Origin of the sequence: Occallatibacter sp., assembly GCF_036502485.1 — a bacterium.
Taxonomy (GTDB): domain Bacteria; phylum Acidobacteriota; class Terriglobia; order Terriglobales; family Acidobacteriaceae; genus Telmatobacter.
Genome location: NZ_DASXYM010000090.1, coordinates 1 through 20,993, shown reverse-complemented (window position 1 = coordinate 20,993; position 20,993 = coordinate 1). Strand labels below are relative to the sequence as shown.

At 60.3% G+C, this 20,993-nt stretch carries 16 protein-coding genes and 1 pseudogene; 12 read left to right on the top strand and 5 right to left on the bottom strand.

All coding sequences use genetic code 11. The features are described 5' to 3' along the window. Positions 1-3: 3 nt before the first annotated feature. Positions 4-4,230 carry a tetratricopeptide repeat protein gene (locus tag VGL22_RS12805; RefSeq protein ID WP_465267323.1) on the bottom strand — a complete coding sequence of 1,409 codons (4,227 nt, stop codon included), beginning with the start codon at positions 4,228-4,230 and terminating at the stop codon, positions 4-6. A gap of 370 nt (positions 4,231-4,600) precedes the next feature. Here VGL22_RS12805 and VGL22_RS12800 point away from each other — a divergent pair, with 370 nt between their 5' ends. From VGL22_RS12800 to VGL22_RS12780, 5 genes are all read left to right on the top strand, one after another. Beyond that, positions 4,601-6,289, top strand: a complete 1,689-nt coding sequence (locus VGL22_RS12800) for a hypothetical protein (protein WP_465267322.1) — start codon at positions 4,601-4,603, stop codon at positions 6,287-6,289. Then, complete coding sequence (locus tag VGL22_RS12795) at positions 6,286-7,413, top strand: hypothetical protein (RefSeq protein ID WP_465267321.1); 1,128 nt, start codon at positions 6,286-6,288, stop codon at positions 7,411-7,413. Before VGL22_RS12800 ends, VGL22_RS12795 begins: the two co-directional genes overlap by 4 nt. Continuing rightward, positions 7,410-8,270, top strand: coding sequence for a hypothetical protein (locus VGL22_RS12790; RefSeq protein WP_465267320.1), 861 nt, complete (start codon positions 7,410-7,412; stop codon positions 8,268-8,270). The genes VGL22_RS12795 and VGL22_RS12790 overlap by 4 nt, the downstream gene beginning before the upstream one ends. Positions 8,271-8,273: 3 nt before the next feature. Continuing rightward, entirely contained in the window at positions 8,274-8,771 is a 498-nt protein-coding gene (locus tag VGL22_RS12785) for a hypothetical protein (RefSeq protein WP_465267319.1), read from the top strand. A gap of 81 nt (positions 8,772-8,852) precedes the next feature. Beyond that, positions 8,853-9,881 carry a glycosyltransferase family 2 protein gene (locus tag VGL22_RS12780; RefSeq protein ID WP_465267318.1) on the top strand — a complete coding sequence of 343 codons (1,029 nt, stop codon included), beginning with the start codon at positions 8,853-8,855 and terminating at the stop codon, positions 9,879-9,881. Positions 9,882-9,976: 95 nt separating this feature from the next. Here the strand turns inward: VGL22_RS12780 and VGL22_RS12775 are convergent, their stop codons facing one another. Both VGL22_RS12775 and VGL22_RS12770 read right to left on the bottom strand, forming a co-directional pair. Beyond that, a complete protein-coding gene (locus VGL22_RS12775; RefSeq protein WP_465267317.1) occupies positions 9,977-11,254 on the bottom strand; it encodes a CitMHS family transporter in 1,278 nt (425 codons plus the stop codon). 142 nt (positions 11,255-11,396) lie between these two features. Next, positions 11,397-12,413, bottom strand: a complete 1,017-nt coding sequence (locus tag VGL22_RS12770; RefSeq protein ID WP_465267316.1) for a glycoside hydrolase family 71/99 protein — start codon at positions 12,411-12,413, stop codon at positions 11,397-11,399. Between the two features lie 170 nt (positions 12,414-12,583). Here VGL22_RS12770 and VGL22_RS12765 point away from each other — a divergent pair, with 170 nt between their 5' ends. The 7 genes from VGL22_RS12765 (at position 12,584) to VGL22_RS12735 (ending at position 19,586) form a co-directional block, all read left to right on the top strand. Continuing rightward, a complete protein-coding gene (locus VGL22_RS12765) occupies positions 12,584-14,548 on the top strand; it encodes a lipopolysaccharide biosynthesis protein (RefSeq protein WP_465267315.1) in 1,965 nt (654 codons plus the stop codon). A 52-nt stretch (positions 14,549-14,600) separates the two neighbouring features. Further along, complete coding sequence (locus VGL22_RS12760) at positions 14,601-14,993, top strand: STAS domain-containing protein (protein ID WP_465267314.1); 393 nt, start codon at positions 14,601-14,603, stop codon at positions 14,991-14,993. Between the two features lie 53 nt (positions 14,994-15,046). Continuing rightward, on the top strand, positions 15,047-15,523 hold the full coding sequence (locus VGL22_RS12755) for a hypothetical protein (RefSeq protein ID WP_465267313.1): 477 nt from the start codon (positions 15,047-15,049) through the stop codon (positions 15,521-15,523). Between the two features lie 79 nt (positions 15,524-15,602). Next, entirely contained in the window at positions 15,603-16,304 is a 702-nt protein-coding gene (locus VGL22_RS12750) for a nucleoside/nucleotide kinase family protein (RefSeq protein ID WP_465267312.1), read from the top strand. Between the two features lie 161 nt (positions 16,305-16,465). Next, positions 16,466-16,888: a BlaI/MecI/CopY family transcriptional regulator gene (locus tag VGL22_RS12745; RefSeq protein ID WP_465267311.1), complete on the top strand. Its 423-nt coding sequence runs from the start codon at positions 16,466-16,468 to the stop codon at positions 16,886-16,888. Further along, on the top strand, positions 16,885-18,684 hold the full coding sequence (locus VGL22_RS12740; RefSeq protein WP_465267310.1) for a M56 family metallopeptidase: 1,800 nt from the start codon (positions 16,885-16,887) through the stop codon (positions 18,682-18,684). The genes VGL22_RS12745 and VGL22_RS12740 overlap by 4 nt, the downstream gene beginning before the upstream one ends. A 116-nt stretch (positions 18,685-18,800) precedes the next feature. Next, positions 18,801-19,586 carry a hypothetical protein gene (locus VGL22_RS12735; protein WP_465267309.1) on the top strand — a complete coding sequence of 262 codons (786 nt, stop codon included), beginning with the start codon at positions 18,801-18,803 and terminating at the stop codon, positions 19,584-19,586. Positions 19,587-19,701: 115 nt separating this feature from the next. Here VGL22_RS12735 and VGL22_RS12730 read toward each other — a convergent pair whose 3' ends face one another. Next, the gene (locus VGL22_RS12730; protein WP_465267308.1) at positions 19,702-20,211 is read right to left on the bottom strand and encodes a hypothetical protein; all 510 of its coding nucleotides are present in this window, start codon (positions 20,209-20,211) and stop codon (positions 19,702-19,704) included. Positions 20,212-20,438: 227 nt separating this feature from the next. Beyond that, a pseudogene (locus tag VGL22_RS12725) lies at positions 20,439-20,993 on the bottom strand (hypothetical protein); the annotation flags it as partial.

Here is a 20,993-nt window from a genome sequence, read left to right as displayed (position 1 = left end):
GCCTCAGAATATTGTGATGCCGATATAGGGCCTGAGCTGATTGCCGTGGCCATTTGGGAAGTTGAAGAAGGTTTCACTCTGCACACCGCCCGTGAACCGGATGGGATAGGCAAGCGTCACGGGTCCACCCTCATCAGTAAAGCGACGGCGGACGGGAACGGCATATGAGACCGAGAACCCGTTCTGAATCGCGTCATAGTCATGGAAGCTGCGGGGGCTTGAATAGGCGCTGTTGAACTGCAGATTCCAGTTGCGCTTGAAGCCATAGTTGATCCACGCGGCTGGACGTAGATTCTGGGCGATGGCGGAGTTGGTGTCGACCACGCGATAGGCACGAAGGAATTCGAGCATGGCGCGGACATCGAGGTGCTCGCCGAAGCGGCGCTCGCCACCGATGTAGCTGGAAGTGAAGTAGTTTTCGTAATTACGCGGGGAGAAGGTCTGCTTGCTTTGGCCCCATCCGGTAAGGAGCGCAGTCTTGCCCCACGGCGAGCCGACACGGAAGTCGACTGCAGCTGTGAACAGGCGTGAGCTGAGGTTGCTGTCAATGAACGGACCCGATTCGTGAATCACATAGCCGCTGACCGACACCGCGTTGAAGAAGGACCCAGTGTTCACGTACGTGAAGACGCGGAACAGGTTCTGGTTCATCTCTTTCGGGGACTCGGTGTCGCGGCGGATGCTGGTCTGCACTCCACTGTTAAGGGTGATGACGTTGGTGCCCAGACGGAAGGTGGGATCGATCCCGAAGTTAAGCGTGTAATCCGTGGTGTTGCGGTTCACCACGGAATTGGTTGCTGGGACGGAGATCTGGCCGCGCGCGTTACGCACCTGGAAGAAACCGGTCGCCGTGGGGGCCTGTCCGAAGTGCAGGTGGAAAGCATTGGTCCATTGCGACTGAATCGAGGAGCGCGGAGGAGGCAGCAGGCTCGTGTCGCCGGGCGTCACGGGCGTGGTTGCATCGAGCTTGGAATCCAGAACGTAGACAGTGGAGTCTTCGAAAATCGGGCCCACTGCAATGTCAGACAACATGCTGACGTTGGGCGTAATGCGCCAGCCTTCTTCTCCGCCGGTTTGCAAAAGGCCCTGCTGCGCTGACTGATCTTCGCCCTCTGCGTTCGACGCCTGCGCAAAGGAGGTCAGTGCCTGAGCCGACTGGTGCTCCTGACGAAAGACGTTGGCCTGCGCAAGCAGGAACTGATAATTGGCTTCGCCGCCGGTCGTGGTGTTGACGGCTGCCAGTTCGGCTTTGGCGCGCGGGGTGTCGCCAATCGCGAGATAATTGTTGGCCATGCCGATGCGCACCTGAGGATCCGGAGCCCCGGCCATCTTGGCACGCTCCAGGTATTTCTGTGACAGGTCGTACTCGTGCATGCTGCGGAATACGTCAGCCACCTGCACGAACTGCGGGCCTGAAGCAGCCTTGGTTTCACCGGCGCCGGCTTCCATGAGCCCGAGCGCAACCTGGCGCTGAGCATCGTCTTCATGACCCTGCTCAGCCATGAGATGCGCAATGGCAAGACGCACGCTCACGCGATTGGCCTTGGGCACCTCGAGAGCTCGTGTGAAGCGAGACATGGCGGCCTTCTCTTCTCCAATGGTGCTGAAGGCTTGGCCGGTGGAGACGTAGATGCTGCTCTGCAGCGGCTCCTGGATGTCGTTGTCGGGAATGGGAGCGTTCTTGGCCAGGCGCTCCGCAATCTCCGCATTCTTCACGGTCTGATCGTGGTCATCGAGATTGGCGTAGGCGCGAGCCATCATCGCATAGATGTTGGCGTCGTCCGGCGAAAACTTGGCGGCGATATTGAGTTCATCCACGGCTGAGTGGTACTTACGCTCTGAAAAGTACGCATTCCCCAGGCCGAGATGCAGGCGGCCGTCGTTGGGATCGAACTTGAGCGCCGCCTGGTATTCCTCCACAGCCTTCTTCAGCATGTCTTCGCGGCCGTAAGCTACGGCGCGAATGACGTGCACTTCCTTGAAATCGCCCATGGTCTGCTCGGCCAGGTCGGCTTGCTTCAGCGCGCCAGAGGACTTGCTCAGATCGAGGTAGGAGTAAGCGAGACCGAGGTGCGCCTCACCGTCTTTGGGATCGCGCTTGATGGCATTCTCGAAATCGTCGGCCGCGGCCCTTGGCTGATGCAGGTCGTTCAGCATGTAGCCACGATTGACGTACGCCGTTACCACCTCGGGATCGCGGTTGAGGGCTTCAGTGAAGTCTTGACGCGCCTGTTCACTCTGCCCGTTGTGCTTGTGCACATAGCCGGCGAGCAGAGGAAGATCGGGCTCCTTGGGAAAATTTGGAGTGTTGTCGTTGGCCAGCTTGAGCAGGTCTTCCCAACGATTGAGGCGCAGGTAGTCATAGCCGAGATAGACCACAACGTCGCGATCATGCGGAAGCGCCTTGATGGCCTGTTCGCCGACCTGTGCGGACTGTGCGTAATCGCCTTTGAAGCTGTAGTAGCGCTCGCGCTCGCGCAGCACCTGGGGATCACGGTTCATCGGATCGGTGACGCGCTTCGCCCATTCGTCTGCGAGGTTCAGGTTGTGCGCCTCAATCGACGCGTTCAGAGCGCCGGCCACAACTGCGGAACGCTTCGGCGCGATTGCATAGGCCTTGCTGTAGTTGGCCTGCGCAGAGGTGAATTGACGCCGCGAGGTGTCGAGGTCACCAAGGGCGAGGTAAGGCACGTACGAAGTGGGATCGACCTGGGCAAGCCGCTTGAAATACTTCTCGGCATCATCAGGCCGGTTGGCCGCGCGCGACGCATAGCCCAGAGAGATGAGCGCAAAGCGATTCTTCGGTTCGATATCGAGCACGCGCTTATAGGAAGTGATGGCTTCCTCGGTGCGCCCCATCTTCATGAGGATGTCGCCGCTGAGCTGGAGGTCATCGCGGTTGCTGCCGTTAAGCGCGAGAGCTTCGCGCACGTCGGCCAGTGCACCCTCTGTGTCGCCTGCGGCAAGCTTGATGACGGCACGAACGCGCAGGAAGGCATCGCGCCCGGCGCCCTGCTCGTTGATGGCATTGATCTGCTGCTGCGCGGTCGCGAGTTCGCGGCCGGCGGCGTTGTCATCGCCAGTGCCTTTGTAGAGTTGCATCAGCTCGACATGCAACTGCACGCCGTAGAGAGGGCCTTCGCCCGGAGTGGCGGGCAGGTGGGCAATCGCAGCCTGGTATTCCTTGATGGCATCGTCATTGCGATCCTGAATATGCGCAATGTTGCCGCGAATGGCGTGCAGCCGGTAGTTGTCGGCCTCAATGGAGGCGGCGCGGTTGAGAAACTGATCTGCATCTTCCGGCGCACCGGCGGCAACCTGCGCCTGGGCCGCTGAAAGCTGCAGATTGATGTCCTTGGGCGCCGCGCTGGCGGCTTTGGCGTAAATCTTCGCGGACTCCGTCACCTTCCCGGCAAGTTGATACGTGTAGCCGAGTTCCCCGAGGATGTCGGGGCGCGGATTCTTGATGGACTGCAGCGCCTTGATGGCGTCCTCATACTTGCCGACCTCGCGATAGTAGCTGGCCAGCGAGCGCTCCACGTCGGGATTGTTGGGGTCGCGATGGCGGGCCATCTCGAGATAACGATTGGCCTGGTCCATGCGTTTCAGTTGCTGATACGAAATAGCCAGCAGCACTTCAGAACGAGCGTCCGCTTTGAGGCGCTCGGCGCGCATGAGCCAGTCGAGGGCGCCCTCATAGTCTTTGGAGCGCATGTGCAGTTCGCCCAGGAGCAGCACATCATCGCGGCGGCGCGGATCGGCGCTGATCACCTGCTTCAGAAGCTTTTCAGCATCGCTCGGGCGCCCCATCTGGCTGTAGACCTGTGCCAGTCCGGATTGGCCTCCCAGCGCGGAAGGGCTTATGCTCAGCCCGCGCTTATAGGCATTCTCAGACTCAGAAAAGCGATTGTTCAGGCGTGCGGCGTAGCCAAGCAGGAACCATAGCTGGGCATCGTTGGGAGCGGCTTTCACAGCCTGACGAGAGTAGTTGAGCGCCTGCGCTTTGTCGCCGCGTTGCAGGGCCTGTTCAGCGGCCCGACCAATTCGAGCGTTCGCCAGGTTAGTACCCCATCCGAGCGATTGGGCTTGATTCTGGTCCTTCTTCGCTTGAGGGCTTTGCGACGGAGACGCGTCAGGGCCCACCTGAAACGTCTGCGCGCCAATCGTGCAGGCTGATCCAAGCAGAGCCCAAAAAAGGGCGATCTTAAATGGTGCAATAGTAGCTTTCATTTTGGCTTTGAAAAGACCCCAGGCAGAATGGGACGGACCCGCGTTGTCTACTTGGATTCGAAATCTGCTCACTATGTTGGCTTGAGGATCGATTCTGGCGATTTCCGACGCAGATTGCAGCGGCAACAAACCTGAAAGCAACCACATGGCGCAATCTATGAATCGAAGAACTTGCGCGTCCGAATATCCTCCTTTCTCAAACCAATGGCTTTTCTGGCCTGTTCTGGGTGGCGGGGTTCGGCGCGACGCAAATCTGAAAGAGCAGATCCTGGGGGATTTCGAACGATTGGCTCTTTCAACGAGGCTTATGGTGAAGAACTCTGAGTCGCTCACGCCGTCTCAACGGCCGATCCCAATCAGCCTCATCTTGATGGCGGCCGTTGCAGTGCATCTGCCGCTGCTGCTGATGAAGTTGCCGTTGAAGTCGTACGACACGAATTTCCATATCTTCTTCGCTTCCCACTATGTTCACCACTGGTTCGACCCGTGGAACACGAAGTGGTACGCAGGTTTCTCCCAAGCGACCTATCCGCCGCTTCCGCAGCAATGGGTGGCCATCTTCTCCCACATTTTCGGGCTGGACCTGGCCTACATGGCGGTACAGTTGATTTCGATTCTGCTGCTGGTTGTGGGCGTGTACCGATTCGCGCTGCTCTGGGTGAGTCCGCGCGCGGCGTCGTTCGCCGCCCTGGCTAGCGTGTTCGTGGGAACTGAAGCTTTCCTGGTTTACAACGCGGGGCAGCTGGGCACCACGTCAGCCGCGCCTATCTATTTGAATGCCCTGCCGTTCCTGTATGAGTGGATCCGGCACGGACGAGGAAGCGCGCTTCTCAAGGCGCTGGTGTTGTTTGCGACCGCCGCGGCTGCGCACCACGCCACGCTGCTGTTCGGATCTTTCTTCTTCGCGCTGCCGGTTGTTGCGCTGGCGTTTGTCGATCGCCGCGAAGGCGACGCCGCGTCGACGGGCAGTATTCTGGTTCGCACGGGCACGATCGTGGCGCTGGTGGGAGCTGCTGTTGCGATTGTGATTCTGCCGTTCTGGATCGCGCTGATTCACTATCCCGTCACGCAGGCGCCGATTCCGCACCCCAGCCGCGCCAACTATATCCTGACGCCCATATATGGATTGAACTACTTTGTCGTTCCATATGGTGCGTTGATCCTGGCGCTGCCATTCATCTTCCTGCGCGGCGCGTCAACAACGCGGCTACGTCCTTTGTTCTTCGGCTTTTGGGTGGCGTTCCTCATCGGCCTGGGCGGCACTACGCCGGTTGGGCGCATTCTCCTGGGCCGCGCGTTTGAAGTGCTGACGATGGAGCGTTTCACCTACTGGGCATCCCTGCTGGCGCTCCCGTTTGTTGGCCTTCTGGCGGTTGAGGTCATCGATCGCTTCCGCATGAAGGGCGCGGCGACGCTCGCGGTCTTAGCCGCCTATACCTGCGCGATGGCTGTGGGATGGACGACGTATCACCCGGCCGACGCAGAAGACATCAAGGTTGACAGCGTCGCGCAGTGGCTCAATCGCGACGGGCACGACAGGTACAGCTACATCACTCTCGGCTTCGGCAACAAGATTTCGCGGCTGGCGATGGAGACCAACGCGCCCAGCGAAGACGGTGAATGGAACTCCGGCCGATTGCTGCCAGAACTGACGAAGTACGGCGCCGGTATGCTCACCGCTTCAAAGTACTTCGGTGAGAACGGTCTCGATGCTTTACGAGCGATGCTGAATCATGCCGATCACTACGGGCTTAAGTGGGTGATTGTGCGCGATAGCTACTACGATCCACTACTGGTTTTTGCGGGCTGGCGGCCGGTGGATCGGCTGGAAGACAACACCATTATTATCTGGGGCAAAGATGGCGTGCCGCCGTTCCAGCCCGTCAATGCACCCCAGATGCCGCCGCACTGGCAGGGCTTGATGTGGGGCATTCTGCCCTTCGGCAGCAGCATTCTCGCAATCTTGGTGATGCTGATCCCGAGCAGGCGCGAAGAGGAAGTCGCCGAGGAAGATTACCCCGAAAAGGAACGGCTTGTGCCCGGGAGGTTGGCTTCGTGAAGAGCGGACGTTTACTTGCAGTTCTACTTGGTGCGGCTACGGTGCTCTTTGTGGTTTGGGGTACTCTGTGGCCGGTGAAGGCGGCGCAGGTTTACGCGCCGGACAAGCACCTGGTCCGGTCCAGCGGCACGCCGGCGGCGGCGCTTCAGAATCTGACCGAGGATATCCGATCGCAATCGTGGCAGAAGGCGTATGACAGCCTGGCCAACAAGGCTCAGTTTACGCAAACAGATTTCATGCACGATTTGACGGGCGCCTATCCCAATCTGCGCACCTATGCGCACCTGGAGAAGGTGGAGACCCGGCCTCTGCATGAGAGTGACAGCGATGCCGAGTACCAGGTGAAGCTGCACTGGGCGACAGTGGTTGGGGATGCGGTGCAGACGCGGGACGTGCACGCGGTGCGCAACGGCGGAAACTGGCAGGTGCAATGGCCCGTAACCAAGGAGCCTGCATTGCCGCCGCAGGTGATTCCGGTGAATTACCTGCGCTGGGACGTGATCTATCGCGGCGCCGGGGATGACTGGGGCTCGCAGGACGTAGACGCTCCGCACGTGCGCATCATCGACATGCATCCGGTTCAGCGCGCGGATGGACTCGTCATCATGGGCGAACTCCTGAACGAGGATGTGGTGCCCGCATACGTCGCGGTGAATGCGACGGTGCTGAACAAGAACAAGCAGCCGATTGCGAACGAAGGCAGCTTCGACAAAATTTCGCATCTGCTGCTCCCAAAAGCGGTCACGCCGTTCTTGATCAAGTTTCCAGAGGTGAATCTCTCCAGCGTCGGCAGCGTGGATATGCATCCGTTCTCGCAACTCATTCCAGCATCGGCAGATCCGGTGATCGAGATCCAGAACGAAAAGCTGAACCCCGCACCCGATGCTTCACTCACAGGCGAAGTGGTGAACCAGAGCGGCCAGATTGCGAATATCGCACACGTGCTCGGCACGTTCTATGACAAGGACGGCAACTTGGTATGGGTCGCCGATCAATACGTGGATCACGCGCTGCTGCCCCAGACGCCAGTGCCGTTCAACATCCACATTCCCGAGGATCTGGCACGTAAGATTACGAGCCAGCGGACTGTCGTTTCGACGTATAGCATGGGAGGTGCGGCGTGAAGCGCAGTTTGACAGCGCTTTCAGGCGCGCTGGCGCTGCTGGCGGGTGCGACCGCATTTGCCCAGGGCGGCCTCACCGTGCCGAAGACGGTGCAGGCGGGTAGCGCCTTCTCCATTGAAAGCACCGGCGGCGGTCAGGCGACGTTGTACATCGTCGGTCCGCAACAGGTGATGAGGCGGGAAGTGCAGCTTGGTGCCGCCATCTCCATTCCTGAGGGGATGCTGTACAACGCCGGCCGATACACAGTGTTTGTTTCGACAGCGCCAAACGACGTGGCCTCGCTCGAGGTCACGCCCGCCAAGGTGTCGGAGCTCAATTTCCTCGCAAGGCCCTCGCGGCTGGCGGTGGGATTGCATAATGGGATAACGGGTGCGGTGTACGTGTTTGACTCGTACAAGAATCTGGTGACGGAGCCGACACAGATATCCTTCAGCCTGACTACCCCGTCTGGCGCGAGCGCGAGCCGCACAGAGCAGTCCAAAAATGGCGCAGCGTGGATCGCGATGGACTCGTCTGCGAAAGAAGGAGCAGCGCATTTTGTCGCGAAGGCTGCCGACGTTTCGACCACCCGGATCATAGGGCAGGTGCCCGGGGACCCATGCAGTCTGCGTATGACCGCCAAGCCTTCAGGGAAAAAGATCACTCTGGAAACGGAGCCGGTAAAGGACTGCAGCGGCAACGCCGTTCCCGACGGAACCATTGTGACGTTCACGGCGACCTACGGCGGGGGCCAGACCACCGTAGACGTCCCGTTGAAGCGCGGAGTGGCCAAAGTGGAGATGCCGGCCTATCCCGGTGCAAATATTTCGGTGGCCAGCGGAGTGGTGCTCGGCAACCAGATTCACTGGGGGAGATGAGCGATGCTGAGGTCGGTTCTCGTTCTTTCTACAGTACTTAGCGTCGGGTCTGCTGGCGCGTTGGCGCAGGCCGTCGTGCACGTGCAGCCCATAAATTTGCAGGGTCCGCGAAATCTTGCTGAACAAACTGCAAACGCGGTGGTCAAAAATTACATCGAATCATGGCAGAGCCTGAAAGCTGCGCTTGAACAAAACCGTCCGGACGCGCTGGATCGCGATTTCGTGGGAACCGCGAAGCAGAAGCTCACAGAGACGATACAGCAGCAGGCGAAACTGGGGATGAAGACGAGTTATCAGGATCGGTCGCACGATATCCAGGTTGTTTTTTACTCGCCCGAAGGACTTTCCGTCGAGCTGGTCGATAACGTCGAGTACGACGTGCAGGTAAGCGATAAGGACAAGGTGGTGGCCACGCAGCCGGTGCATGCCCGGTACGTCGTGGTGATGACCCCAACGGAAGTCCGGTGGCGGGTACGGGTCCTGCAGGCAGCGGCCGAGTAAGAATCAAACGAGGCCCTTAGCACCATAGAACGACAAGAAAGTGCATTCGCACGCAAAATAAGAATTCAAGGAGTTTGGATTATGGTCTCTGTAGTTGTCCCCATCTACAACGAGGAAGAACTCGTCGTTCGTTTCCACGAGGCGGTCGCCGGCGCTCTTAAGGGCGTGGTTGATGACTGGGAAGTCGTCTACGTGAACGACGGTTCGACCGATTCCTCACTTGAACTTCTGAAAGGGCTGCAGGCCGTAGATTCACACGTCGTGGTCGTGGAGCTCTCCCGTAATTGGGGGCACATGGGTGCGATCTCGGCTGGTCTCCAAACCGCGCGTGGCCGCGCCATCATTTTGATGGACGGCGACTTCCAGGATCCTCCGGAAGTTCTGCCTCAGCTCATTGACGCCTGGCGCGAGGGCGCCGAGGTGGTGGTCGGCGTGCGCCGCAGCCGCCAGGAGAGCCGCAGGCTCCTCGCCTTCCTCTTCCCGATGTTCTACCGCGTGCTGGGCGCGCTGGCCGACTACCCGATTCCTCTGAATGCCGGTATTTTCAGCCTCATGGATCGCAAGGCGCTGGATTCGGTTCTGGCCATGCGCGAGAAGAACCGCTATCTCCCCGGCCTGCGCGCCTGGGTTGGCTATAAGAACTCCGTCGTCTATTACGACCGCAACGATCGGCTTGGAGGCGAAGGCAAGCTGTCGTTCATCAGCCGCATCAAGTATGCGATGGACGCCATCACCAGCTTCAGCTACAAGCCGCTGCGGCTCAGCTTCGCGCTCATGGGTTTCTCCACGAGCGTCGCGATGCTGCTGGTGCTTTGTATGGTGCTGCCGACCGCGCCTGTCGTAACTGCGGCGTTCGGAATTGCGGCCTCGGTGTTCTTCATGGGCGGAATACTGCTGCTCTCCATCGGGATCCTCGGCGAGTACATCGGGCGCGTGTATGACGAAGTGCGGAACCGCCCGTTGTCGCTCATCAGCCATGTGCATCGTTCTCAGGTGATGATCCCGAGCCAGGTGGGGATGCTCGCGATGCCCGGCGGCTACGGCACGGTTGGCGAAGCGTACGCGCTCTCGGCCGAGCAGTATCGGGACGAGGTCACCAGAGCTGCTTAGCAACCGGCGCACTTCAGCGCCAGTTTCTTCTAATCAAAGGCGCGGTCCACTGGGCCGCGCCTTTGTTTTATCCGACTTCCGGGATCTCCTCGCGGTCAGAGCGGCAGGATGCGCAACGCTACAGCAGCGGCCGTCATCAGCAGGGATGCGCCGAAGAGGAATGGAATGGTGTAACGCTGGTGCTGCGCCAGGCTAATGCCAGACAGACCGACAACGAGATAGGTTGCGGGCGTCAGCGGGCTCACCGGGAACCCGGTGGTGTGCAAGCCAAGCAGCGCTGCCTGTGCCATGGTGATGGGCTGGATGCCTGCGTGGGCGCCGGCTCCCGCCAGCACAGGGAGAACGCCGAAGTAAAACGAGTCAGGATCAAAGAAGAGGCTGAGCGGCATGGAGAGAATGCCGAGCGCGAGCGGCATCATGCGGAGGCCGTGCTGCGGAAGATGCTGAACGACGGTGGACGCCATCGCGGTGATCATGCCAGTGCCCTTCATGATCCCCGTGAATCCGCCTGCAGCGAACAGGATACTGGCCATGAGGATGGCCGCCGGTGCGTGCGCGGTGATGCGCTCCTGCTGCGATTTCAGATCACGAAAATTGACCATGAGGGCGATGATGGTGCCCAGCATGAACACGATCACAGGGTCGGCTTTACCGCTGATCATCACGCCGAGCACGATGATCGTGAGCAGGACGTTGAAGGCGAAGAAACGCGGCAGTTCCTGCTCGGTCTCTACGATTTTCGGCGTGACAGACGTAGTGGTTTGTAGCCGGCGTTCTTCGCGTCGGCCCAGCAGAACAGCAGCGGTGAAAACGAAAATAAGCCCGACTACCTGGACTGCAATCATCGGCACAAAGATGCTGGAAATCGGCATGTGCAGGGCGGCAGAGGAGCGCAGGACAGGGCCGGTCCAGGGAAGGAAGTTGACGCCCGCGGCCATGGAGGCCACACAGGCCAGAATGCGGCGATCGATGCCGAGTTCTTCGTAAAGCGGCAGCACGGCAGGCACTGTAACGAGGAACGTGACGGCGCCGGAGCCATCAAGGTGCACAAGGAGAGCCAGCAACGCCGTGCCCGGGACAATGCGCGAGGGCCTCCGGCCCACCGTGCGCAGAAGCCACGTGATAAAGGGCCGCAGCATGCCCGCATCGGTCATTACACCAAAGAAAAGGATGGCAAAAACGAACATGCCAATGACGCCGGAAATTGCTTCGATTCCGGAGAGCATGAATTTGCCTGTTTGCAGGCCGAAGCCGGCGCACAGAGATGCGGCCACAGGAAACGCGATCAGGGCGACCATCGGCGACACCCTCTTGCTGAGGATGGCGGCCATGACTCCGAGGATGGTGAGTGTGCCGAGAGTGGCGAGGAGCATGTCCCTGTGAAACACCACTATAGGCGACGGGACGCAGAGCTCGATACAGGGCAGCGAGCTGCAGCGGCGAGATGCGGAATGGACCAGCAGATTCCCTGGCGGGAATGACGAAAAAAAGCAAGGACAAGGATGCGAAGCGGATTCAGTTCTTGGCAGCGGGCGCGGCCTGCTGTGCAGGTGTTGTGACTGCGGCGGCGGGAGAGAGCGGGCTCCCGGAGCCGTTCTTGTTGCAGTTGGGGATGCCGCCCTCGACATCCGTTCCTTCCTCGTGATCGTTCCAGGTTTCCACGATGACAAAGGGCGGCGGGTCGTTGGGAAACACTTTGCGCCAGTAGTCGAAGGTGTCGCGGTAGGTTTGGCCGCAGCGCGCGGAGATATGGCGATTCAGGCTCCACGATGCTTTGCTGTCATTGAACTGGGCCCAGGCGCCGCCCACGACGATCTTGTCAGCGTACTTGGAACCCATGGTGCGATAGAAGTCGTCAAGGTACTGCTGGCCCCAGTTGCTGCCGTCGGCAGTCCACCCAGCCTTGCCAGGATTGATCCATGCATAGTAGCCATCGAACGCATTAGGGTACTTTCCTGGGAGGTTCTCCTGGATAAGGATCGGCGCGGGGTTCCACTGGCTGACTGCCGAGCGCACCTTATCCCAGTCAGTGTGATTGCCCTTTGGAAACACGAAAATGACGGGGCGGCCCTGATACGTGAGATAGGCCTGGTGGCCGGGTGACTTCGGCAACAGGTAGGTCTCATGGAACATGGTGAGATCGGCGATGGCCTCGTCGGTGGCGCCGTCCTCATCGTTGCTTTCGTCGTACATCATCGCGATCTGAAAATGGTTCTTCTCCGCCTGCGACTGCATGATTTCGTAGCTCTTATCGATGAATGGCTCGCGGTCGCCGTACCAGTCGACCACAAAGGCGGAGATGCCCATGGATTTGGCTTCCTTCATCTGGCGCGACACCACAGAGGCATCGTGCGACGAGTAGCCGACGTTGATGTGGCTGGGGTGCCCGAACCACGCCTCATACACGGCGAGGACCTGCGGAACGGGGCCAACTGCCTTGTATTTCAGCGCTTGGATCTGCGCCGGGTTGTGGGCAGCGCATCCATGGAATGAGAGCAGAAGAAAGAGGGCAGCAGAACTCAGTCGCAACATCGGTGTTTAGTTAGAAGCGGTGTGCGCTGCCTGAGGTTGCAGGGTGGGTGAATTCCTGACCGTGGAGCAGCCATGGTTCCGAAGTACGCATCTGAATACCTGTTGCCGAAAATTAATTTTTTCTTGCCTCTGATCCCATCTTACCCGTCTCACTGGAGTGAAGTAGAGTGGTGAATTCCGTCACCCAAAAGCCGCAATCGCTTCAGGCCCGCATTATCTCCGGAAGTGTCGTTCTGCTATCCGGTTCTGGGCTCACCATGGCGATTAACCTCGCCTACAACATTGCTATAGCTCGTTTCCTTGGTCCTAAAGGTTTTGGTCACGCTACCGTTGTTTACACAATCCTGACGCTTCTGTCGGCGGTCACGCTGGCTTTCCAGATCGTGTCCACCAAGGTGGTGGCGCAACAACCGACGATTGAAGGCAGATCGGCGGTGTATCGGTTCTTCCATCGAGGTGCCTGGGCCTGCGGCATCATTGTGGCGCTGATCCTGGTGGCGTTCGAAAATCCGGTGGCGGCTTATCTAAATCTGCCGGACGTGAGCCTGGTGGCTCTCATTGCAATCGGCGCGGCTTTCTATGTGCCGCTGGGCACACGCCGCGGCTATATCCAGGGCACATGCGGATTCCGCGCGCTGGCCGTGAACATGGTGCTGGAGCAGGCGGTGAGGCTGGTCGGCTCGCTGGCGCTGATCCTGATGGGCATGGGCGTGCACGGAGTGATTATCGCCAACTCCGCTGCCATCGCCGTGGCCTATTTTGCGGTGCGGGTGAAGACCTCCGGGCACATGGCGAGCCCGCTGAAGCGCTCGTATGTGCTGCGCGAGACGCTGCAGTCGGCGGTATTCTTCGCCGGGCAGATGCTGATCAACAATTGCGGCATCGTGATGGTGAACCACTACTTCGCGGCCAAGGAAGCCGGACTGTACGCGGCCGTGGCCATGGTGGGACGCGTGATTTTCGCTCTGTCGCAGGCTGTGGTCAACTCTACGTTCCCGCTGGTAGCGGGCGGAGGCGAAGAAGCACGCCGCGATCTGCGTGTTATCGCAACATCTCTGATGCTGGTCCTGGGAACGGGCATGACCATCGCTATCGGTCTGTGCATCGCGCCTAATTCGCTATGGACACACCTGTTCGGCGCCGAGTTCCAGGCGTCGGGCCGGTACAGCATCTCTTACCTGCTGGCGCTATATGCGTTTGCAACCGTGATCTACTCTCTGGGCGCGGTAATCATCACGTTCGAGATGTCCTACAAGATAGCGAACACCAGCTACGTGCAACTCGCGTTCAGCGGCGTTTTGATTGCAGCAATCTGCTTCTTCCATTCGAATCTTCGGGAAGTAGTTCTGGTGCAGCTGGCGCTTATGGTTTGCTTGTTCGTGCTGGTTGCGGTGCCCTTCTTGTGGAACTCGCTGAGCGGGCCTGCGGATCTGGCGCATGGTCCGAGCGATCGACCTTTCCGGTTGATTCGGCGGGTTTCAGAAGACGAGGTGATTGCGGAGTTTCTCAGGAGCGACTTCCATTGCGCGGAGTTCCAGAACTACCAATCGATGCAGGAATTGGTGGGTAATCCCAATTTCGGGGATGCGGAGGAGAATTCCAAGCGCCGCGCGCTCTTGTTTATCCGGCATCTTGCGTTGTGGAAGGAATTGCCTGCCGACACCGAATGGTATGAGGTTGAGGTAAGCGACTCGGATCTGGAGAACATCCGCATCTTTCCGCGCGCACAGTGGCGCAAGGTGGCGCGTGGAAGCTTCTCAGCCATCGAGGTGGCTGAGGGAATGCGCACGCGGAAACATCTGCTGGAAGAATCGTTTGTGAAGAAGATCAACGCGATGAGCGAGTGCTTCCGGGAGGGGGCAGCAAATTTTGCAGCAGTGATTTTGATCGGCGTGAGTGAAAACGAGCCAGTGACGGTGCTGGACGGGAACCATCGACTGACGGCAGCCATGCTGGCCGCACATTCACCCCTGAATAAACTGCGCTTTCTTTGCGGGTTCTCGCCGCGCATGATGGAATGTTGCTGGTACAACAGCAATCTCGTGACGCTGTTCCGCTACGGGCGCAACGTTTTGTCGCATGCGGTGAGAAATCCGGAGTCGGAGCTGGCGCGTGTTCTGCGCGATGCAAGTTAGTTGCCGCCAGGGAGTTCGTACAAAAAATAGAACAAGAGGGAATCGAAAAGCCATGACGGGTCGATTGAAGACGGTAACGGTGAAAGACCTGCCGGAGAAGCTGGACAGTAAGAACGAGCGCGCGCTGTTCGCCGGCCTGCGAACGGCCATGAACGTGGAGCGGCCCGCGCTTGTTTTGAATTGCTCTCACCTGCGCGAGATGGATGTCTCGAGCGTTCACCTGCTGTTGTGCTGCCTGGAAGAGGCGATGAAGCGGAATGGCGACGTACGGCTGGCGGGAGTGTCGGCGGAGGCAAAGGAAAGCCTGCGCAGCATGGGCGTCGAGCGGCTGTTCCGGACGTTTGAAACCAGTGAGCAGGCAGTTGAGAGTTTCCATCGGCGTGCCGTGTCGATTCCGCCTTTCGTGGGCGTCACGGCTGCTGTTCCCGCCGAGAATGCCGCGTAGTTCTCCAGGCGGCCTTTACAATCCTGGGCCCGGGAAAGGAGCGAGTACAGGACATGAAAAACGTCTTGGTTCTCAGATTCAGCAAACAGGTTGCAGCCGCGCTGGTGTTGCTGGTTGCCGCGCAAATGAGTGAAGCAGAGATGCTGCCTGTGCAGGAACAGCAGGCTGCACAGCAGCAGCAAGCGCCGGCGCAGAGCAATACGGCGCAGGATACCGCCAAGCCGGGGGCGGATGCTCCGCAGGCGCCTGAGCCGGCGCCGCAGCAGAATGGGCAGCAAGCAGAGCCTGGATTTGCAACCCGTTCGCAGGATCCTCCGGCGCAGAATGTGCAGCAGCCGGTGGGCACGGCGGCTGGTCCCTATGCCAAGCCGAGCGGCGTGGCTGGATCGCGGCCTTCGGGCGCAGCGATTGCTCCAGCGAAGCAGAAGCACGTGAAGGCCATCCTGATTCGCGTGGGCCTGATCGTGGGCGGTGCTGCCGCGGTGGGTGCGGTGGTCGGTCTCTCCAAGAGCAGCCCGAGCCGCCCGTAACCAAGGTGTTCCGCGCGTGGCGCGACAGATCCGCAGTTTAGTTCGTGACAAGTCTCAGTAGAAGGATGATGAATAAAGCATGAGCTCTCATAAACGGTTTGTGAGTTTCTCCGGTGTGGATGGCGCGGGGAAGAGCACTCAGATTGCAGCGCTGCGAAGCTGGGTTGAAGCGCAAGGGCTGCGCGTGAAGACGATCACGTTCTGGGATAATATTGCGTGTCTCACGCAGGTTCGCGAGGGTGCGGGTCACAAGATCTTCAAAGGCGAGAAGGGTGTGGGCAGCCCCGAGGCCCCGGTGAATCGCCGCGACAAGAATGTGCAGTCGTGGCCGATGACATGTGTGCGCTTCGGCTTGTACACGCTGGATGCGTTTTCGACGCGCCGCAACGTGAAAAGGGCTCTTGCGGGCGACGCGGACTTCATTATTTTCGACCGCTATATTTACGACCAGTTCGCCAACCTGAAACTCCGCAGCCCATTCGTTCGCGCATGGGTGAAAATGCTGATGAAGATTGTGCCAAGGCCGGACATCAGTTACGTGCTCGATGCCGATCCGAAGGCGGCGCGGGCTCGGAAGCCGGAGTATCCACTGGATTTTATCTATATCAATCGGCGCGCGTATCTCGATCTGGCCGACATACTTGGCGGCCTGACGATCATTTCTCCCGGCCCCGTGCAGCAGATGCAGGCAGATGTGCTGCGGCATGCGTTCCGGGCAATGGGATTTCAGGAAACGGCGAAGCCAGGGGAACCGGAAGTCACGCTTCAGCGGGCGAGCTAGTACGGGATTCGGATGGCGATCCTGTCCCCGGGACTGCCGATCCGCATGAAAGGGCCGCGCGATGTCGCGGCCCTTTCATGCGTCTGCGACACAAACAGCCAGTCACGAACTACGAAGAATTTCGTTGACAACTACGAAGAACTTCGTATAACGTTCGGAGCATGACGGGAACGACGCAGACATTACCCAGGCCCACGGAAGCTGAACTCGAATTGCTGAGGATTTTGTGGGCGACTGAGCCGGCTACGGTGAGGGAGATTCACGAGGCTCTGAATCAGGAGCGTGAATCCGGCTACACCACCACTCTGAAGCTGATGCAGATCATGACGGCCAAGGGCCTTGTGACGCGCGACGAGGCGAACCGCGCGCATGTGTATCGCTCTGTCATCAGCCAGGACGAGATGCAGAGCAAGATTCTCAAGGATTTGAGTATGCGGCTGTTTGCCGGATCGGCTGCGCAGTTGGCCATGCATGCGCTGGCGATGGAGCCGGCGAGCGCCAGTGAGTTGGAAGAGATTCGAATACTGATCGAGAGCAAGCGAAACAACGGGCATTCCGGGAAAAACGGAAAGGAGCGGCCATGAGCCACGCGACGCAGGCAATTGCCTGGACATTGATTCATTTCTGCTGGCAGGCGGCAGTAATTGCGGCGGTGTACGGCGTGGCCGCGCGGATAACGGCGTACCGGTCAAGCCATGTGCGGTATGCGGTTGCGCTTTCAGCGTTGTTGGCGATGCTGGTTGCAGCGGTGCTGACATTTGCGTGGCAAATAGCGCCGCGCGGGGAGACGCAGAGCACCGGCACGGCACTGGTGTCGATGGGCGACTTTCCGCGCAGCGTGGCGCCGGGGCGCGCGCCGGCGGCAATTACGTTTGCGGCCGGCCAGGAAATGGTGGAGCGCATGCCGCCTTATCTGCTGTGGATCGATGCCGCGTGGCTGCTGGGCGTATGCGGTTTGGCGTTCCGCAACGTGGGCGGGTTGTGGATGATCCGCAGGCTGCGCACGCGGGCTGCGCGCAATCAGGCGCCGGCGGATGTGCAGGAGCGGTTTACGCGGCTTGTGGGGGCGCTGGGTTTGAAGCGGGAAGTGCTGTTGCGGGTGTCCGATGCGATAGCCGGACCAGTAACGGTGGGTGCGGTGAAGACAGTGGTGTTGCTGCCCATGTCAGCGGTGACGGGACTGGGGCCGGAAGAGCTTGAGGTAGTGCTGGCGCACGAACTGGCGCATGTGCGGCGCGCCGACTTCATGTGGAACCTGCTGCAGACGGTGGTGGAGACGCTTTTCTTCTTTCATCCCGTGGTGTGGTGGATCAGCGGACGGGTACGGCAGGAGCGCGAGTTGTGCTGCGATGACCTGGCGCTGGACGTTTGCCCCAATCCGGTGGTGTACGCGAGCGCGCTTTTCCATCTGGAAGAGCAGCGGTCCCGGCAGTTGCATCTGGCCATGGCACTGGATGGCAACCAGGGACGGCAAACGCTGCGGCGGAGGATCGCGCGGATTCTGGGCGACCAGAGCGCGATTGCGAGGCCGGGCGAGCGGCGCTTCTCGCTGGCGGCGGTGCTGGCCGGAGCGCTCGTGCTGCTGGTTTCTGCTCCGCAGGTGATTGCCAGCCTGAGCCCGCATATGGCGCCGGCAGTGGCGACCCTTGGACGGGCGGTGGAGGATGTGGCGAAGGCACCTGCCAGTGCGGCGGCTTCGGTAATGGCGAGCCCGGTGGCTGCCGTGGCGCAAACCGCGAATGGAAGCTCGAAGCCGGCGCCGGAGCGGCGGCCGGCGGCAAGCGACGAGAACACGGATGAGGCGAGCGCACCAGCGTCGGCCCAAACCGGGAGCGGAACCGGATCGCATGGAACCTACATCGATGGCATGAAGGCTGCTGGCTACGATGTGGATCTGGACAAGCTGATTGCGATGAAGATCCAGAACGTGACGCCGGAGTACGCGCGGGCGATGTCACAAGTCGGCCTGGGCAAGCCCTCGGCCGATGACCTGCTTGCGTGCAAGATCCAGGGCGTTTCGCCGGAGAGAATTGCGGAGCTCAAGCGGCAGGGACTGGAAGTGAAGTCGTTCCAGGATGCAGTTTCCTATCAGATCTTCAACCTGACGCCCGAGTTTGTGGCAGGGATGAAGGCCGCCGGGTTCACCGACATGGATTCGAAAAAGCTGCTGGCGATGCGGGTGCAGGGCGTGACGCCGGAGTATGCCAAGTCCGTGCTGCAGCAGTTTCCAGGCATCACGGCAGACGAACTGGTTCAAAGCAAGATCTTCAACGTGGATGGGGCGTTCATCGCATCAGCGAAGGCGCATGGTTTCAAAGACCTGACCATGAAGAAGCTGGTGCAGATCAGGATCTCGGGCATCCTGGACGACGAGAAGTAGGCACCTGCGGGCACCCGCGATGCGGCCAATTGCGGCTGCGCCGCGGGACAACGGCAGGGAAATGTTGACAGCGAGACTGGTGCGAGATGCGCCTCAAAGGGCGCGAGGGAGGACGTATGTCTTTACGGGGATGGGTTATCGGGGCGATTGCGGTGACTTGGATGAGTGTGCCGGCGAGTGCGCTGAGGCTGGATCCGCACCACTCCTGGTGCTCGATTACGACGGGCGATAAGGCGGGCTCGCTGCGGTTGCGCATGGGAGATGAAGGATGTGAAAGCGATCAGCACTGCGGGAACTTCTCCAATGACGACATGGCGAGCCGGATCACGGGCATGACGCTGGCGGACCTGGCGCGCGACGGGGCGCAGTTGACCGCAGAGATGAAGGCCGAGGCGGGCACGTTCACGTGCGCGGGCACGGTGCATGGCGGCGCGCTGGAAGGGAAAGCGACGTTCACTCCCAACGAAGCGTTTGTGGGGCGGATGGGGCAGTTGGGCTTCAGCGGATTGGATACGGACAAGCTCGAGGCTTATACCCTGTTCGATATCAAGACGAGTTGGGTGGAGTCGCTGAAGAACGCGAAGGTGAGCGGGCTGACTATCGATAACCTGATTGCGCTGAAGATCTTCCGGGTGGACGCCGGATACGTGGCGGCAATCACCGCTCTGGGCTACGAGACACCCGACGCCGACAAGCTTGTGGGCATGAAGGTGCAAGGTGTGAATGCGGAGGAAGTGCGCCAGATTCGGGCTTTGGGGCTACAACCGAGCATGGACGAATTGATCCAGATGAGGATCTTTCACGTGACGCCGGATTTTGTCAGGACGATGCAGGCACGCGGGTTTCATGATCTGACCATCGCCAGGCTGGTGCAGATCAAGATTTTCAAGATCGACGAGTGAGCACCTGAAATTGCGCTCGCCGCGGAGCTGGGGCTCTAGTGCGAACGAGGCGTCCCTCCCGCCCCGGCAGAGCCAGGACGGGGCACCCGCACTGTTAATTTTGTGGTGAGTGGACCTAGTGAGTTTGTGGTGGTGATGGAGCCGGTTTGGGAGATGCGGGAGACTGCGCCTTCCGGGCCGGCTTTGCTGTTGGCGGGGCAGGTCTGGAATTGGCTGGGGGATTTGGACTGGTTTGGTCCGACTCGACTGCAGACGAGTCGGCCTGTTGTGCCTGCTGGGCCTGCTGGGCCTTAAGGTCGGCGATACGCTTCTCGATGCGTGCGATGGCGACGCGGTCGTGGGCGAGGATTTCGCCTGCCTGGGAGTTGTCCTTGAGCTGATCGATGCGGTGCTGGTGGGCTTCAATGAGGCTGCGCAGGAGGGTGACGGAGTCCCAGTCCTGCTTCTCGATTTCAGTTTCGCGGGAGACGGATTGCTGAAGCTGGTTGTGGAGCTGCTGACGACCGAGCTCGACCAGGGAGGGGGTGGGGGTGACCGGCTCGTAGACCGCGTACCAGACGTTCCAGCTAACGAATCCGAGGAGGAGCAGGAGGGCAAAGAACGCGATGGCGAGTTTGTTCTTCATCGAATGCGGGGTGGGCCGGCGATGCGCAGGTCTCGTTCCATCATAGCGGGAGAGGCGTGCGCGCTTTCCTCTCCGGGAGCTTCGCCACCTGCGCCACCTGCGCCACCTGCGGTGGGGCCAACCGCGCCACCTGCGGTGGGGCCAACTGCGGCTTCGCCGCCTCCATTCTCAGAGGAGGGAGGGGGTGGGGAGCACCTGCGCCACCTGCGGCTTCGCCGCCTGCGTCCTCAGAGACGGGAGGGGGTGGGGGGTGCTGATTTTCGGGATTCTCCGGGGAGAATGCCGCTGTAGAGCTGTTCCAGAATGCGGTCTATCTCTTTTCGATTGATGAGCGGAGGAGTTGTGGAGGGCTTTCGAGGCGCCGCCACCACCTGCGCCACCTGCGGTGGGGCCAACTGCGGCTTCGCCGCCTCCATTCTCAGAGGAGGGTGGGGGGTGGCTGTGGTGCTGCCAACCGCGGCCGGCTGCGGTGCGGCCACCTGCGGTGGGGCCAGTTGCGGCTTCGCCGCCTCCATTCTCAGAGGAGGGAGGGGGTGGGGGGGTGGAGCAGGGACAGAGGTGCAGAGGGGCAAAGGGGCAGCGGAGTCAGCCGAGAGGGAGGGGGTGGGGGTGGGGGTGGGGGTGGGTTGTTGGGATTTGGATTGGGCGCGGAGGGCTTCGGTGCGGGCGCGGCGGGAGCCGATGGCGGTCTGGGCGGCGTAGAGGAGTTTGGAGGTTTCGGCAGGGGTGAAGACTTCAAGGATCATGCCGTGGGTGACGCAGGCGATGAAGGCGTCGATGGC